Origin of the sequence: Pseudomonas sp. L5B5 (genome assembly GCF_020520285.1) — a bacterium.
Lineage (GTDB): Bacteria > Pseudomonadota > Gammaproteobacteria > Pseudomonadales > Pseudomonadaceae > Aquipseudomonas.
On sequence record NZ_CP084742.1, the window covers coordinates 5,546,196 to 5,561,179 of the forward strand.

The window sequence follows — 14,984 nt, forward strand, 5'->3', positions numbered from 1 at the left end:
GTAACCGGGGCTGTGTTTTTCAGCCCCGTGTCGTTTCTGAAATTAGACGAGACTGACCATGGCCCTCGACATTCATGCTCACCGCATCCTGATCCTCGACTTCGGTTCCCAGTACACCCAGTTGATCGCCCGCCGAGTGCGCGAGATCGGTGTCTACTGCGAACTGCACCCGTTCGACATGGACGATGAGGCAATCCGCGAATTCAACCCACGCGGCATCATCCTGGCCGGTGGCCCGGAGTCGGTCCACGAAGCCAACAGCCCACGTGCCCCGCAAGCGGTGTTCGACCTGGGCGTTCCACTGCTGGGCATCTGCTACGGCATGCAGACCATGGCCGAACAGCTGGGTGGCAAGGTCGAAGGTTCCGAGCTGCGCGAATTCGGTTATGCCCGCGTTGACGTAGTCGGCAAGAGCCGCCTTCTGGACGGCATCGAAGACCATGTCGACGACGACGGCGTGCTGGGCCTGGACGTGTGGATGAGCCACGGCGACAAGGTCACCCAGATGCCGGGCAACTTCAACATCCTGGCAAGCACCCCAAGCTGCCCGATCGCCGGCATGTTCGACGACGCCCGTGGCTACTATGGCGTGCAGTTCCACCCGGAAGTGACCCACACCAAGCAGGGCGGTCGCATCCTGTCCCGCTTCGTGCAGGACATCTGCGGCTGCGAGGCCCTGTGGACTGCATCGAACATCGTCGAAGACGCCATCGCCCAGGTGCGTGCACAGGTGGGTTCGGCCAACGTCCTGCTGGGTCTGTCCGGCGGCGTCGACAGCTCGGTGGTTGCCGCGCTGTTGCACCGCGCCATCGGCGACCAGCTGACCTGCGTATTCGTCGACAACGGCCTGCTGCGCCTGCATGAAGGTGACCAGGTGATGGCCATGTTCAAGGAGAACATGGGCGTCAAGGTGATCCGTGCCGATGCCGAAGCCCAGTTCCTGGGTAACCTGGAAGGCGAAGCCGACCCCGAGAAGAAGCGCAAGATCATCGGTCGTACCTTCATCGATATCTTCGATGCCGAAGCCAGCAAGCTGGACAACATCCAGTTCCTGGCCCAGGGCACCATCTACCCCGACGTGATCGAGTCGGCTGGCGCCAAGAGCGGCAAGGCCCATGTGATCAAGTCCCACCACAACGTCGGTGGCCTGCCTGAGGAGATGAACCTCAAGCTGGTCGAGCCGCTGCGCGAACTGTTCAAGGACGAAGTACGCAAGATCGGCCTGGAACTGGGCCTGCCGTATGACATGGTCTACCGTCACCCATTCCCGGGCCCGGGTCTTGGCGTGCGTATCCTGGGTGAAGTGAAGAAGGAGTACGCCGACATCCTGCGTCGCGCCGACCACATCTTCATCGAAGAACTGCGCAAGGCCGACTGGTACCACAAGACCAGCCAGGCATTCGTGGTGTTCCAGCCGGTGAAATCGGTGGGCGTCGTTGGCGACGGTCGTCGCTACGCCTGGGTCGTCGCCCTGCGTGCGGTAGAGACCGTGGACTTCATGACCGCTCGTTGGGCGCACCTGCCTTACGAGCTGCTGGAGACCGTCAGCGGCCGGATCATCAACGAGATCGAAGGCATCTCCCGCGTCACCTACGACGTGTCGAGCAAGCCACCAGCGACCATCGAGTGGGAATGATCGACGCCGAGTGATCGGCACTTGATCCATTCGCGGTAAACAATGGCGATCGGAACCTTTGGGGGCCGATCGCCATTTTCGTTCAAGGGCGCATGCATTTGGCGCTATCGGCATTTGTGTTGCCGAACCTTTGCAAACCACGGTTTTCAAGCGTCCGGCAATATTACGCAAGACATGTTCGGCACTGTGCCCCGTGCGTCTCTCTACTCTTGAGGTTTCCCCCGCTGTTTCTTTCGCGGTTTATCCGTTGAGCGGGTTTGTTCGGAGTCTCCATGGTTGTCAGTTGACAACCATGGTTTGCTGGCGATACTGGAGGCTATGGATGGCTCGTGCAATTCATCCCAAGAAGGACGTTGAAATGGCCCTGCGCTACGCCGAATGGCAGGGTTGGCGGATCGAAGTTGGCGGTGGTCATGCCTGGGGCAGAATTTACTGCCCGTACAACAATGAGGTGTGTCGTTGTGGTGAGTTCTGCATTACCAGCGTGTGGCGCACCCCTAAGAATCCGACCCTGCATGCCCGGGCCCTTTGTCGGGTGATCGACAACTGCACCTTGAACCAGCTGCGTGGGGGCAAGACCCCCGCACCTCGATAGGAGTAAGGATCATGGAGTACCTGTTTACCCTCAACTATCTGCTGCCGGCCGAAGATTGCGACCCCCTGCAACTGGTGGAGCGCCTTGGCGCAGCGGATTGCACCGATGTCCTGGTGGGAACCGGTGTAGCCGGGCGGCTGGCCCTGGAGTTCAGTCGCGAGGCCGAGAGTGCCGAAGCGGCCCTGCTCGGTGCCCTGGGGGATATCAAGCGGATCATTCCCGAGGCTCGCTTGGTGGAAGCCAGCCCGGATTTCGTCGGCCTCAGCGAGATCGCGGAGATTGTCGGTGTGTCCCGGCAGAACATGCGCAAGTTGATGCTCGGTCACGCCGAGAGTTTTCCCCTGGCGATCCATGAAGGCAGCACTTCGCTGTGGCATCTGGCTGAGGTCTTGAGCTGGCTGGACAGCAAGGGCGGCTACCCCCTCAAGCACCCTGTGATCGAGGTGGCGCGGGTGGCTCAGCAGGTGAATGCCGCCAAGGAATCGAAGCGCATCGGCCCTCTCAGTAGTGAACTGGTGGCCCTGTTGGGCTGACTGTGCAGCGTGGTGCTCAGCGTCGCGCCACGTCGGAGAAGTAGAACTTGTCCAGGGTGTGCCGTGACTCGGTGTACTCGAACTGCCGACCGTCCTGCAGGAAGGTCTGGTTGCTCACCACGATCACATGGCTCTGGTCGTCCAGGTCGAGCAACTGCTGGTCGTCCTTGCTTCGCGGGCTGGCCTCGATGGTGCGCTGGGCGTAGCTGATGCTCAGTTGCAGGGTCTGTTCGATGTACGCATAGATCGAGTGTTCGGCGATCTGCCGGTCCAGCCCGGGTATCAGTTCGGCGACGAAGTGGTTGATGTCGAGGATCACCCGTTTGCCGTCGATTCGCCGCACGCGTTTGATCCGGGTGATCAGGCTGCCTTCTTCTGCCTGCAGATGTGCCCGCAGCGAACCTTCGAGAGGGAACTGGCTGAACTCCACCACCTCGGTGCTGACGTCATCCCCCAGCCGTGGATAGGTTTCCTGGAAGCTGACGATACCGCCCAGCTGGAATTCGATGGGCGTGGGCGACAGCACGAAGGTGCCCTTGCCATGGATCTTCTGGGCAAAACCGCGTTCCTGCAGCAGTTCGATGGCTTTGCGCACTGTGCCGCGGCTGGCCTGGTAGCTGTCCATCAGTTCGGTTTCCGAGGGCAGGCGGGCACCGCGCTCCAGGCGTTCGGTGGTGATGCTGGCAAGCAGATCGCTGTAGATCTGGTTGTATTTGCTCATGGGATGGCTCTGTGCCGGGCTGTGCTCAAGGCAGGCACCTTAAGGGCTGGGCGGGGTATTTGTCCATGCGCCGGGCGGGCCGGTGCCGGTCCTGGAAGGCGCATCCAGGCTATGGCACCGAGGAAAATTTCAGACTCGTCTGTACGAGTTGTTGATTTAACTCGTACAGACGAGTAGTTTCCTCCTCGGCGTGCTGCCAATAACAAAAATCTCAGGTGGAAGAACGAGCATGAGCCACGACTATTCAATGATCGCCAGCGAGCTGCTGCACAGCCTTGGTGGCGCCGACAACCTCGAGCAGGCGGCCCATTGCGTGACCCGCCTGCGCCTGGCCCTGAAGGACCCGAGCCGGGTCGACAGCGCCGCGCTCAACCAGATCGACCTGGTCAAGGGCTCGTTCTTCACCGGTGGCCTGTTCCAGGTCGTGATCGGCCCCGGCGAAGTGGAAAAGGTCTATGCGGCGCTGCGTGAGCAGACCGGCCTGGCCGCCTCGACCATTGCCGACGTGAAGCACAAGGGCGCGCAAAAGACCCATGCCATGCAGCGGCTGGTGCGGGTGTTCTCCGATGTATTCATGCCGATCCTTCCGGCCCTGATCATCGCCGGCCTGCTGATGGGGGTGAACAACCTGCTAGGCGCCAAGGGCATGTTCATCGAGGGCCAGACCCTGCTCGAGGCCTACCCGGACCTGGGTGGGCTCTGGAGCCTGGTCAACCTGATGGCCAACACCTCCTTCGTGTTCCTGCCGGCCCTGGTGGGCTGGTCGGCGGCCAAGCGCTTTGGCGGCAGCGAGATCCTCGGCATCGTCCTGGGCCTGATGCTGGTGCATCCGGACCTGCTCAATGCCTGGAACTACGGCAAGGCCGTGGCCGGGCTGGATGGCCAGAGCCTGCCGTACTTCGACATCCTTGGCCTGTTCCAGATCGAGAAGGTCGGCTACCAGGGCCAGATCCTGCCGATCCTGCTGGCGGCCTATGTGATGAGCGTCATCGAGAAATGGCTGCGGGCCCGAGTGCCCAACGCGATTCAACTGCTGGTCGTGCCGATTACCACCATCGTGGTGACCGGGGTGCTGGCCCTGGCCATCATCGGTCCGGTGACCCGCCACCTGGGGATCCTGATCACCGAGGGCGTGGTCACCCTGTTCGAGCTGGCACCGATGGTGGGCGGGGCAATTTTCGGCCTGCTCTATGCGCCGCTGGTGATCACCGGCATGCATCACATGTTCCTGGCGGTCGACCTGCAACTGATCTCCACCCAGGGTGGCACCTTCATCTGGCCGATGATCGTCATGTCCAACCTGGCCCAGGGCAGCGCGGCCCTGGCGGTGTTCACCATGAGCCGCAACGCCCGGGATCGCAGCATGGCCTCGACCTCGGCGATCTCGGCCTACTTCGGCATCACCGAGCCAGCGATGTTCGGGGTCAACCTGCGCTACAAGTTTCCGTTCTATGCCGCGCTGATCGGCTCGGCCCTGGGCAGCGTATTTCTCTCGCTGAACAAGGTCCAGGCCTCGGCCATCGGGGTCGGCGGGCTGCCGGGGTTCATCTCAATCATTCCGCAATACATCCCGATGTTCGTCATTGGCATGCTCTTGGCCCTGGTGGTGCCCTTCGTCCTCACATGTGGCCTGAGCCTTAAGATCATCCGCCCCGGTTACCGAGTGGCCTGACCGGCCCGGCAGGCGCTGGCGAATGCCTGCGCACTTTTCAAAGGAATCTCCCATGCAAGACTGGCAGCGTTCGGTGATCTACCAGATCTACCCGAAAAGTTTTCACAGCCACTCAGGACAGGCCACCGGTGACCTGCTGGGCGTAGTAGACAAGCTCGACTACCTGCACTGGCTGGGGGTCGATTGCCTGTGGCTGACCCCGTTCCTGCGTTCGCCGCAGCGGGACAATGGCTATGACATCAGCGACTACTACGCCATCGACCCCAGCTACGGCAGCATGGCCGACTGTGAACTGCTGATCGAGGAAGCCGGCAAGCGTGGTATCAAGCTGATGCTGGACATCGTGGTCAACCACACGTCCATCGAGCACGCCTGGTTCCAGCAGGCCCGCAGCAGCCTGGACAACCCCTATCGGGACTTCTACATCTGGCGCGATGAGCCCAACAACTGGGAGTCCAAGTTCGGCGGCTCGGCCTGGGAATACGAAGCGCAGACTGGCCAGTACTACCTGCACCTGTTCGACCACACCCAGGCCGACCTCAACTGGGACAACCCCCGGGTGCGCGCCGAAGTCTTCAAGATGATGCGCTTCTGGCGGGACAAGGGCGTCGGCGGTTTTCGCCTCGACGTGATCAACCTGATCTCCAAGCCCGCGGACTTCCCCGAGGACCAGAGCGACGGCCGGCGTTTCTACACCGACGGCCCGAACGTCCATGAGTACCTGCAGGAAATGCACCGGGAGGTGTTCGAAGGCCACGACCTGGTGAATGTCGGCGAGATGTCCTCCACCCGCCTGGAACACTGCATCCGCTACTCGAACCCGGAGTCGAAGGAGCTGTCGATGACCTTCAACTTCCATCACCTGAAGGTGGATTATCCCAACCAGCAGAAGTGGCTGCGGGCCGATTTCGACTTCCTCGAGCTCAAGCGCATCCTGTCCGACTGGCAGTGCGGCATGCAGGCCGGTGGCGGCTGGAACGCGTTGTTCTGGTGCAACCACGACCAGCCCCGGGTGGTATCGCGGTTCGGCGACGACGGCGAGCATCGGGTGGTCTCGGCGAAGATGCTGGCCACCGCGTTGCACCTGCTGCAGGGCACGCCCTTTGTCTATCAGGGCGAAGAGCTGGGCATGACCAACCCGCATTTCCAGCGCATCGAGCAGTACCGCGACGTCGAGACCCTGAACATCTACCGGCTCAAGCGTGAGGCCGGTGAGGAGCCGCAGGACATCATGGCGGCGATCCAGCAGAAGTCCCGGGACAACGGGCGTACGCCCATGCAATGGAATGCCGGGGCCAATGCCGGTTTCAGCAGCGCCGCCCCCTGGATCGAGGTCGCGGCCAATGCCGGCCAGATCAATGCCGAGGCACAACTCGACGACCCGCAATCGGTGCTGCACCACTATCGCCAACTGATCGCGTTGCGTCGTGAGCAAGGGTTGATCCAGCACGGGGTCTATCGCCAGTTGCTGCCCGAGCATCCGCAGGTCTGGGTCTATGTGCGGGAAGGGCAGGGCGAGCGCCTGCTGGTGGTGAACAACTTCTACGGTTCGCCGTGCGAGGTCGAGTTGCCGCAGGAGGTCATCGACCGGGCCATGCAGCAGCGCCTGCTGATCACCAACTACCCGGGCGATGAGGCCCGCAGCCGGCATCTGCTGCTGCGGCCCTATGAGTCCTTTGTCCTGCACCTGATCGACTGCTGACAATCCTTGCAGACGCTGCCAGGCGGTTTCCGTCTGCCGCGAATGAGCTGTGCCAGTTGCAGCGCAGGGCTTCGCTCGTCGGCCAGCCGGCTTTCGCGGATCGAAACATCACAATAAAAATAATGGGGTGGCTCATGAACACAACAATAAATCGCGGCCTGGCGGCGTCCTGCCTGTGCCTGGCCTTGCCCTTTCCGGCCCAGGCCCTGGAGTTCGCCGGCTACCTGCGCAGCGGCCTTGGCACTTCGGTCAATAGCGGCCCGCAATCCTGCTTCCAGCTGCCCGGTGCGCCGTCCAAGTACCGCCTGGGCAACGAGTGCGAGCAGTATGCCGAGCTGGAGCTGCGCCAAGATTTGTACACCCTGGAGGACGGTTCGGTGCTCAGCGTCGACGGCATGGCCTCGCTCTACAACCGCTACGACCGCAACCTGACCTTCCAGGGCGAGAACGGCACGGCGCGCATGCCGCAGATGTATGCCCAGTGGTCGAACCTGCCCAGCCTCAACGGCGGTTCGCTGTGGGCCGGGCGTCGTTACTACAAGCGTAACGATATCCATATCTCCGACTTCTACTACTGGAACCAGAGCGCCACAGGAGGCGGGGTCGAGGACGTGCGCATTGGCGACCTGAAATACAGCTACGCCTTTTCCCGCAAGGACAACCTCTATCAGAAGCAGGCCGTGACCCGTCACGACTTCAACGTCGCCGGATTCCAGAGCAACCCTGGTGGCGAGCTGGAGCTGGGCCTGAGCTACCTGGAAAAGCCCGATCGCCGTGGCGCCCACAACGGCTGGGCGATCACCACCCAGCATGTGCAGCAGGGCTTTCTCGGCGGCAAGAACAAACTCGCCCTGCAGTACGGCGAAGGCCCGGGCACGGGCCTGGGTTATACCGGCAATCCCTACCTGGATGACAGCAACAAGAGCTATCGCCTGGTGGAGTTCTTCGACTGGCAGCTGACCCCACGGTTTGGCGGCCAGGTGGAGGCGGTCTATCAGAAGGACATCCGCCCCGACGGCCAGGATCAGAACTGGATTTCCCTGGGCGTGCGCCCGGCCTATGCCATCACCGAGCAGTTCAAGCTGGTGGCCGAGTTCGGCCACGATCAAGTGGAGGCCCCCGGCGGGACGCGCAAGCTCAGCAAGTTCACCGTCGCGCCGACCTGGTCGCCCAAGGGACCGGCGTTCTGGGCGCGGCCCGAGGTGCGGCTGTATTACACCTATGCCAGCTGGAACGAGGCAGCCAAGCGTGCGGCCAACCAACTGGCGGCCGGGTCCGCGCTGTCCGACAGCGGAGTGTTCGGTAGCGCCCGACATGGGGCGAACGTCGGTTTGCAGGTCGAGTACTGGTGGAAATAAGCGATGCTGCCGGGGCTCGCGCTCCATCGGCACTTCAAGGAATCAACAGCAGGTAACGTCATGGCCATAACCCAACCCTTGCAATTGCTTGCGCCCCTGTCCGGAGTGCTGTTGCCCCTGGAGCAGGTGCCCGACCCGGTATTTTCCAGCCGGGTGATCGGCGACGGCGTGTGCATCGACCCGATCTCCCAGACCCTCTGCGCGCCCCTGAGTGGGGTGGTCAGCAACCTGCAGCACAGCGGCCACGCAGTGAGCATCACTGGCGAGCAGGGCCAGCAGGTGCTGCTGCATATCGGCCTGGACACGGTGAACCTGGCGGGCCTGGGCTTTACCTGCCTGGTCCGCGAAGGCCAGCAGGTAACGGCGGGCCAGCCGCTGATCGAGTTCGATGCCGACTACCTGGCCCAGCATGCCCGCAGCCTGCTGACTCTGATGCTGGTGGTCAGCGGCGAACCGGTGACGGGCCTGGTGACCGACCACCTGCTGGTGGAGCAGGGCCAGCCGCTGCTGCAACTCGCCCCGACTGCCCGGAGCGCTGCCGGGGATGCTGAGGTCGAGGGCGAGGCGCTGTTTTCCAAGCCGCTGACCCTGGCCAACCCCCAGGGGTTGCATGCGCGCCCGGCGGCCCTGCTGGCCCAGGCCGCCAAGGGGTTTGCCGCGAGCATCTGCCTGCATCGGCGCACGGACTCGGCCAACGCCAAGTCCCTGGTATCGATCATGGCGTTGCAGACGGTGCAGGGCGATGTCCTGCAGGTCAGCGCCGTGGGCGAGGATGCCGAGCAGGCGATCCAGGCCCTGGTGGCATTGCTGGCCTCCGGCTGTGGGGAGCAGGTCGCCGCGGCGTCGAGCCCGGTGCCCATGGCGGTGGCGGATGAAACACTTGAGAGCATCCTGCGCGGAGTCTGCGCCTCCCCGGGCTCGGCTTTCGGCCAGGTGTTGCAGGTGGCGCAACAGCATTGGCAGCTCGATGAGCTGGCAGCAGACCCGCAGCAGGAGCGCCAGTCCCTGGCGCGGGCCCTGCGCGAGGCGACGGTTGCCCTGCAAAGTCTGCGGGACGATGCCCCAGGTGAAGCACAGCAGGAGATCTTCCGCGCCCATCAGGAGCTGCTGGACGACCCGAGCCTGCTGGAGCAGGCCGAGTCGCTGATCACCAGTGGCAAGAGCGCTGCCTTTGCCTGGAATCGCGCCATCGAGGTCACCGCAGAACTGTTTCGGGGCCTGGGCAGCAGCCTCCTGGCCGAGCGCGCGGTGGACCTGGCGGACGTCGGCCAGCGGGTGCTGAAACTGATTCTCGGAGTCCAGGAGCAGGCTCTGAGCCTGCCGGACCAGGCCATCCTGGTGGCCGAGCAATTGACCCCCTCGCAAACCGCGAGCCTGGATACTTCCCGGGTACTGGGGTTTGTCACCGTGTGCGGCGGCGCCACCAGCCATGTGGCGATTCTCGCCCGGGCCCTGGGCCTGCCGGCGATCTGCGGCCTGTCGTCCCAGGTGCTGTCCCTGGCCAACGGCACGCCTGTGTTGCTGGATGCCGACCGCGGCGAGCTGCACCAGGACCCGGACCCGCAACTGCTGCAGCAACGCGATGCCCAGCGCCAGCAGCAACGCCAGCGCCAGCACCAGGACCTGGCCCAGGCGGCGCTGCCGGCGGTGACCCGTGACGGGCATCACCTTGAGGTCACCGCCAATATTGCTTCCCTGGCGCAAGCCCAGCAGGCCGTCAGCCTGGGGGGCGAGGGTGTGGGCCTGCTGCGCTCGGAGTTTCTCTATCAGGACCGTACCCAGGCCCCAAGTCCGGAGGAGCAGGCGGCCACCTATCAGGCCATCGCCCAGGCCCTGGGCCCTGAGCGCAATCTAGTGGTGCGCACCCTGGATGTGGGGGGTGACAAACCCCTGGCCTATGTACCGATGGACAGCGAGGCCAACCCCTTTCTCGGGCTGCGCGGCATTCGCCTGTGCCTGGAGCGTCCTGAACTGCTGCGGGAACAGTTCCGCGCGATTCTGGCCAGCGCCGGGCAGGCGCGCCTGCATATCATGCTGCCGATGGTCAGTCAGCTGGCGGAGCTGCGCCAGGCGCGCCAGTTGCTGGAGCAGGAGGTGCAGGCCCTGGGGCTCGCCCAATCGCCCAAGCTGGGGATCATGATCGAGGTGCCGTCGGCGGCGCTGCTGGCGGATCGTTTCGCCCCGGAGGTGGATTTCTTCTCCATCGGCACCAACGACCTGACCCAGTACACCTTGGCCATGGACCGCGATCATCCGCGCCTGGCCAGCCAGGCCGACAGCTTCCACCCGGCGGTGCTGCGCTTGATCGCCACCACAGTGCAGGCGGCCCATGCCCATGGCAAATGGGTCGGCGTATGCGGTGCGCTGGCATCTGAAACCCTGGCGGTGCCGCTATTGCTGGGCCTGGGGGTGGACGAACTGTCGGTGAGCGTGCCGCTGATTCCGGCCATCAAGGCCCGGGTGCGGGAGCTGGACCTGGTCGAATGCCAGGCCCTGGCCGCGCGCATCATCGATCTGGAGGATGCCGCCCAGGTGCGTGAATGCCTGCAGCGGCAGTCGGTTGCAGCCCCCTCACTGGTTCTGGAGAACTGAAGATGTTCGAGAAACTACAGCGGGCATTCTGGAAAGCCCTGACCCCGGACCTGGTGCCCGATCAGCCGAAAGTGCCCAAGGCTGACGGTCATGCCCTGGATGAGCCGATGCTGGCGGCAGTGGGAGGCAGTGCCAATATCAAGAGTCAGCAATGGCTGGCCCTGACCCGATTGCGCCTGGAGCTGCATGACCCGCAATTGCTCGACAGCACGGCCCTGGAAAGGGCAGGGGTGCCGGCGGTGATGCCCCTGGCAGGCGGCGTGGTGCATCTGTTGCTGGGGCTGCGAGGCTGAGCGGATCCACGACCCTGCATCTGCGTCCCGTCGCCGCGCCGGCCTTACTGTTTCTCAACTGCGGGTGTATCGTATTCGCCTTTTTGCGGGCCCGGGCCCGCGGCAGATACGTGAGGTAGTTGAGTCCATGTCCTTTACCCGTCGACAAATACTCGGTGGTCTGGCCGGTCTGGTAGTGGTTGGCGTGGGCGCCAGCGGTGCATCGCGTTACTGGCTGGGCAAGGTTGCCGACGACAACGCCGGGCACGACTACGAGTTGATCGCCGCGCCACTGGACGTGGAGCTGGTGCCGGGCTTCAAGACCGAGGCCTGGGCCTTCGGTCCGTCGGCGCCGGGTACCGAATTGCGGGTACGCCAAGGCACCTGGCTACGGGTGCGCTTCATCAACCACCTGCCTGTGGAAACCACCATCCATTGGCACGGTATCCGCCTGCCGCTGGAGATGGACGGCGTGCCCTACGTCTCGCAGCTGCCGGTCAAGCCGGGCGAGTTCTTCGACTACAAGTTCCGTGTGCCGGATGCCGGCAGTTACTGGTACCACCCCCACGTCAGCAGTTCCGAGGAACTGGGGCGCGGCCTGGTGGGCCCGCTGATCGTCGAGGAGCGCGAGCCGACCGGCTTCATGCATGAACGTACCCTGAGCCTGAAGACCTGGCACGTGGACGAACAGGGCGCCTGGATGCCCTTCAGCATTCCGCGCGAAGCCGCGCGCAACGGCACCGCCGGGCGGCTGATCACCATCAATGGCCAGGCCAATGCCGTGACCGAACTGCCGGCTGGCCAGGTGGTGCGGGTACGCCTGCTGAACCTGGACAACACCTGGACCTATCGCCTGAACCTCAAGGGCAACTGCGAGGCGATGATCTATGCCCTCGACGGCAACCCGATCACTCCGCGCCCGCTGGACGACGACTACTGGCTGGGGCCGGGCATGCGTATCTGCCTGGCCATCCGCATTCCCGAGGCGGGTGAGGAAATCTCCCTGCGCGATGGTTCCGTGCGCCTGGGCACCTTGCGTTCGGTGGCCAGCGACGACGCTCCGGGGGAATGGCCCAAGGCATTGCCGGCCAACCCCATCGCCGAACCGGACCTGGAAAAGGCCGAGAAGCTCAACTTCAATTTCGAATGGGCCGGCAAGGTTTCGGTGAACACCGAGAATGGCAAGCCGCCTAGCCTGTGGCAGATCAACGGCCAGGCCTGGGACATCACCGACAAGACGTGCGCCGACCGTCCGATCGCTACATTGAAGAAGGGCCAGAGCTACATTTTCGAACTCAAGAACATGACCCAGTACCAGCATCCGATCCACTTGCATGGCATGAGCTTCAAGGTCATTGCTTCCAACCGGCGCAAGATTGTCGAACCCTGGTTCACCGACACCTACCTGCTGGGCAAGAACGAGCGCGCCCAGGTGGCGCTGGTGGCCGATAACCCTGGCACCTGGATGTTCCACTGCCATGTGATCGACCACATGGAAACCGGCCTGATGGCCGCGATCGAGGTGGTGTGATGCGTCAGATTCGCCCGGCCCCGATCATCGATCGCAGCCGTGACCAGGCGTTCATGCGCGAGGCCCTGGCGCTGGCTGCCCAGGGGGCTGCCCTGGGGGAGGTGCCGGTGGGGGCGGTGCTGGTACTCGACGGCGAGGTCATCGGCCGGGGCTACAACTGTCCCATCAGCGGCAGCGACCCCAGTGCCCATGCCGAGATGGTGGCCATTCGTGACGCGGCTCGGGCGATGAGCAACTATCGTCTGCCGGGCAGTACCCTGTACGTCACTCTGGAGCCTTGCAGCATGTGCGCCGGGCTGATCGTCCATTCGCGCATCGCACGGGTGGTGTATGGGGCCCTGGAGCCCAAGGCGGGCATCGTGCAGAGCCAGGGACAGTTCTTTTCCCAGGGGTTTCTCAACCACCGGGTGCTGTTCGAAGGCGGGGTGCTGGCCGAGGAGTGCGGTACGGTGCTCAGCGAGTTCTTCAAGGCGCGGCGGGCCAGCCGCGACTGATGCAGGTACGAAGCTTGCTCGCGATGACGCCAGCCCGGGCAATGCTCATCTTGAGTCGGGCGTGATGTTCGAAGTCGCCATCGCGGGCAAGCCTCGCTCCTACGAATGCCGGAGATTCATTTCCTGGCGACGATCACGGCGCGCATCGGTGCCGGCAGGCCCTCGATGGTTTTGCTGGGGTCATTCGGGTCAAGGAAGTCGCTCAGCGACTGGTACTTCATCCACTCGGTGGCCCGCTGCTCCTGCACGGTGGTCAGGCTCACATCCACGCAACGCACGTCGCTGAACCCGGCGCGGCGCAGCCACAACTCCAGGGCCGGCACCGACGGCAAGAACCACACATTGCGCATCTGCGCATAGCGGTCTTCCGGCACCAGCACCTGCTGTCGATCGCCTTCGACCACCAGGGTCTCCAGCACCAGTTCGCCACCCTTGACCAGGCAGTCCTTGAGCGCCAGCAGGTGCTCGATGGGCGAGCGGCGGTGGTAGAACACCCCCATGGAGAACACCATGTCGAACCCCTCGAGGTTCGCCGGCAAGTCCTCGAACGGGAATGGCAGGTGCCAGGCCCTGGGCTGCGACAGGTAGCGCTGCACGGCCTGGAACTGGCAGAAGAACAGCCAGTTCGGATCGACGCCGATCACGCTGTCGGCACCGGCGCCGAGCATGCGCCACATGTAGTAGCCGTTGCCGCAGCCGACATCGAGGATGCGCTTGCCTTGCAGGTCCAGGTGCGGCGCGACCCGCGACCATTTCCAGTCCGAACGCCACTCGGTGTCCACATGCACGCCGAACAGGTCGAACGGGCCCTTGCGCCAGGGGCTCAGGCCCATCAGGGCACTGCGCATCCGCTCGCGGGTCGCGGCGTCGCAGTCGGTGTCCAGGACCAGGCCATCGAGCAAGTCGACTTCACTGGGCTGCACATCGGGCAGGGCGTCCAGCGCACTTTGCCAGCGGGCCAGGTCGCCATGGCCCTTTTCCATCTTGGCATCGAGTTGCGCTTGCAGGCCCTGGGCCCAGACGGCCAGGGGAGTGCCCACCAGATGGCGGGCCAGGGGAGACAGATCGATCATGGCAGGGCAATCAACGAAGCAAAATTAAGACACTGGAACCACGGCACGACTTTCGAGAACCCGGCGCCCAGCAGGCGCTCGCGATGTTCTTCGAGGCTATCGGGCTTCATGACGTTTTCGATGGCACTGCGTTTCTGGGCAATCTCGAGCTCGCTGTAACCGTTGGCCCGTTTGAAGGCGACGTGCAGGTCGGTGAGCAGCTCATGTTCCTGGGTATCGTTGAAACGCAGCTTCTCCGAGAGAATCAGCGCGCCGCCGGGCAGCAGGGCCTGGCGGATACGCCCGAGCAGGGCCTGGCGCTGTTCGGGGGCGATGAATTGCAAGGTGAAGTTCATGGCCACCACCGAGGCCGGCTGGAACTCCAGGGCCAGGATGTCACCTTCGACCACCTGCACGGGCAGCAGCTCCTGGAACATCGAGTCCTGGCCGTTGAGGTACTCCCGGCAGCGCTCGACCATGGCCGCCGAGTTGTCCACGGCAATCACCCGGCAGCCCTCGGTCCGCACATGGCGGCGCAGGGCCTGGGTGACCGCGCCGAGGGAGGAGCCGAGGTCATAGAGCACGCTGTGGGGCTGGGCGAACTGCGCCGCCAGTACCCCGAGGTTCTCCACGATGGTCGGGTAGCCTGGCACCGAGCGCTTGATCATGTCCGGGAAGACCCGCACCACATCTTCGTTGAAGGCGAAGTCAGGCACCTGGGCCAGGGGTTGGGCGAATAGGCGATCGGGTTCTTTGCTCACGGCGGTTCCGGCGATGGCGATAACAGAAGGGGCGGCATTGTAGCCGCTGCGGCCGGCTGCGATAA

General features: G+C 63.8%; 13 protein-coding genes. 10 read left to right on the forward strand and 3 right to left on the reverse strand.

Annotated elements, in window-relative coordinates; genetic code table 11:
* Window positions 1–58 precede the first annotated feature (58 nt).
* The 3 genes from guaA to LGQ10_RS25525 all read left to right on the forward strand — a co-directional run bounded on the left by guaA (window position 59) and on the right by LGQ10_RS25525 (window position 2,764).
* Window positions 59–1,636 carry a glutamine-hydrolyzing GMP synthase gene (gene guaA, locus LGQ10_RS25515; protein ID WP_226523571.1) on the forward strand — a complete coding sequence of 526 codons (1,578 nt, stop codon included), beginning with the start codon at window positions 59–61 and terminating at the stop codon, window positions 1,634–1,636.
* Between the two features lie 322 nt (window positions 1,637–1,958).
* Window positions 1,959–2,231 carry a hypothetical protein gene (locus LGQ10_RS25520; protein WP_226523572.1) on the forward strand — a complete coding sequence of 91 codons (273 nt, stop codon included), beginning with the start codon at window positions 1,959–1,961 and terminating at the stop codon, window positions 2,229–2,231.
* An 11-nt stretch (window positions 2,232–2,242) separates the two neighbouring features.
* Window positions 2,243–2,764 (forward strand): helix-turn-helix transcriptional regulator, encoded by a 522-nt coding sequence (locus LGQ10_RS25525; protein ID WP_226523573.1) that lies wholly within the window; start codon window positions 2,243–2,245, stop codon window positions 2,762–2,764.
* Window positions 2,765–2,780: 16 nt separating this feature from the next.
* On the opposite strand, the gene treR is transcribed toward LGQ10_RS25525, so the two are convergent.
* A complete protein-coding gene (gene treR / locus LGQ10_RS25530; RefSeq protein WP_226523574.1) occupies window positions 2,781–3,485 on the reverse strand; it encodes a trehalose operon repressor in 705 nt (234 codons plus the stop codon).
* 229 nt (window positions 3,486–3,714) lie between these two features.
* On the opposite strand from treR, the gene treP reads away from it, so the two are divergent.
* The 7 genes from treP (at window position 3,715) to tadA (ending at window position 13,106) form a co-directional block, all read left to right on the forward strand.
* Window positions 3,715–5,157 (forward strand): PTS system trehalose-specific EIIBC component, encoded by a 1,443-nt coding sequence (gene treP / locus LGQ10_RS25535; protein ID WP_226523575.1) that lies wholly within the window; start codon window positions 3,715–3,717, stop codon window positions 5,155–5,157.
* Window positions 5,158–5,209: 52 nt separating this feature from the next.
* Window positions 5,210–6,859, forward strand: a complete 1,650-nt coding sequence (treC, locus tag LGQ10_RS25540; RefSeq protein WP_226523576.1) for an alpha,alpha-phosphotrehalase — start codon at window positions 5,210–5,212, stop codon at window positions 6,857–6,859.
* Window positions 6,860–6,993: 134 nt separating this feature from the next.
* The gene (locus LGQ10_RS25545) at window positions 6,994–8,217 is read left to right on the forward strand and encodes a maltoporin (protein WP_058436181.1); all 1,224 of its coding nucleotides are present in this window, start codon (window positions 6,994–6,996) and stop codon (window positions 8,215–8,217) included.
* Window positions 8,218–8,277: 60 nt separating this feature from the next.
* Window positions 8,278–10,809: a phosphoenolpyruvate--protein phosphotransferase gene (gene ptsP / locus LGQ10_RS25550; protein ID WP_226523577.1), complete on the forward strand. Its 2,532-nt coding sequence runs from the start codon at window positions 8,278–8,280 to the stop codon at window positions 10,807–10,809.
* Between the two features lie 2 nt (window positions 10,810–10,811).
* Window positions 10,812–11,102, forward strand: coding sequence for a PTS transporter subunit EIIB (locus LGQ10_RS25555; RefSeq protein ID WP_226523578.1), 291 nt, complete (start codon window positions 10,812–10,814; stop codon window positions 11,100–11,102).
* A 127-nt stretch (window positions 11,103–11,229) separates the two neighbouring features.
* Window positions 11,230–12,612, forward strand: a complete 1,383-nt coding sequence (locus LGQ10_RS25560) for a multicopper oxidase family protein (protein WP_226523579.1) — start codon at window positions 11,230–11,232, stop codon at window positions 12,610–12,612.
* The gene (gene tadA / locus LGQ10_RS25565) at window positions 12,612–13,106 is read left to right on the forward strand and encodes a tRNA adenosine(34) deaminase TadA (RefSeq protein WP_058433311.1); all 495 of its coding nucleotides are present in this window, start codon (window positions 12,612–12,614) and stop codon (window positions 13,104–13,106) included. Before LGQ10_RS25560 ends, tadA begins: the two co-directional genes overlap by 1 nt.
* Window positions 13,107–13,222: 116 nt before the next feature.
* Here tadA and cmoB read toward each other — a convergent pair whose 3' ends face one another.
* Window positions 13,223–14,179, reverse strand: coding sequence for a tRNA 5-methoxyuridine(34)/uridine 5-oxyacetic acid(34) synthase CmoB (cmoB, locus tag LGQ10_RS25570; RefSeq protein ID WP_226523580.1), 957 nt, complete (start codon window positions 14,177–14,179; stop codon window positions 13,223–13,225).
* Window positions 14,176–14,919, reverse strand: a complete 744-nt coding sequence (gene cmoA, locus LGQ10_RS25575; RefSeq protein ID WP_058438718.1) for a carboxy-S-adenosyl-L-methionine synthase CmoA — start codon at window positions 14,917–14,919, stop codon at window positions 14,176–14,178. Before cmoA ends, cmoB begins: the two co-directional genes overlap by 4 nt.
* Window positions 14,920–14,984: the final 65 nt, after the last annotated feature.

Excerpts from the sequence above, each read along its gene's own strand:
- guaA (WP_226523571.1), top strand. The coding sequence starts at position 59 with ATGGCCCTCGACATTCATGCTCACCGCATCCTGATCCTCGACTTCGGT.
- LGQ10_RS25520 (WP_226523572.1), top strand. The coding sequence starts at position 1,959 with ATGGCTCGTGCAATTCATCCCAAGAAGGACGTTGAAATGGCCCTGCGC.
- LGQ10_RS25525 (WP_226523573.1), top strand. The coding sequence starts at position 2,243 with ATGGAGTACCTGTTTACCCTCAACTATCTGCTGCCGGCCGAAGATTGC.
- treR (WP_226523574.1), bottom strand. The coding sequence starts at position 3,485 with ATGAGCAAATACAACCAGATCTACAGCGATCTGCTTGCCAGCATCACC.
- treP (WP_226523575.1), top strand. The coding sequence starts at position 3,715 with ATGAGCCACGACTATTCAATGATCGCCAGCGAGCTGCTGCACAGCCTT.
- treC (WP_226523576.1), top strand. The coding sequence starts at position 5,210 with ATGCAAGACTGGCAGCGTTCGGTGATCTACCAGATCTACCCGAAAAGT.
- LGQ10_RS25545 (WP_058436181.1), top strand. The coding sequence starts at position 6,994 with ATGAACACAACAATAAATCGCGGCCTGGCGGCGTCCTGCCTGTGCCTG.
- ptsP (WP_226523577.1), top strand. The coding sequence starts at position 8,278 with ATGGCCATAACCCAACCCTTGCAATTGCTTGCGCCCCTGTCCGGAGTG.
- LGQ10_RS25555 (WP_226523578.1), top strand. The coding sequence starts at position 10,812 with ATGTTCGAGAAACTACAGCGGGCATTCTGGAAAGCCCTGACCCCGGAC.
- LGQ10_RS25560 (WP_226523579.1), top strand. The coding sequence starts at position 11,230 with ATGTCCTTTACCCGTCGACAAATACTCGGTGGTCTGGCCGGTCTGGTA.
- tadA (WP_058433311.1), top strand. The coding sequence starts at position 12,612 with ATGCGTCAGATTCGCCCGGCCCCGATCATCGATCGCAGCCGTGACCAG.
- cmoB (WP_226523580.1), bottom strand. The coding sequence starts at position 14,179 with ATGATCGATCTGTCTCCCCTGGCCCGCCATCTGGTGGGCACTCCCCTG.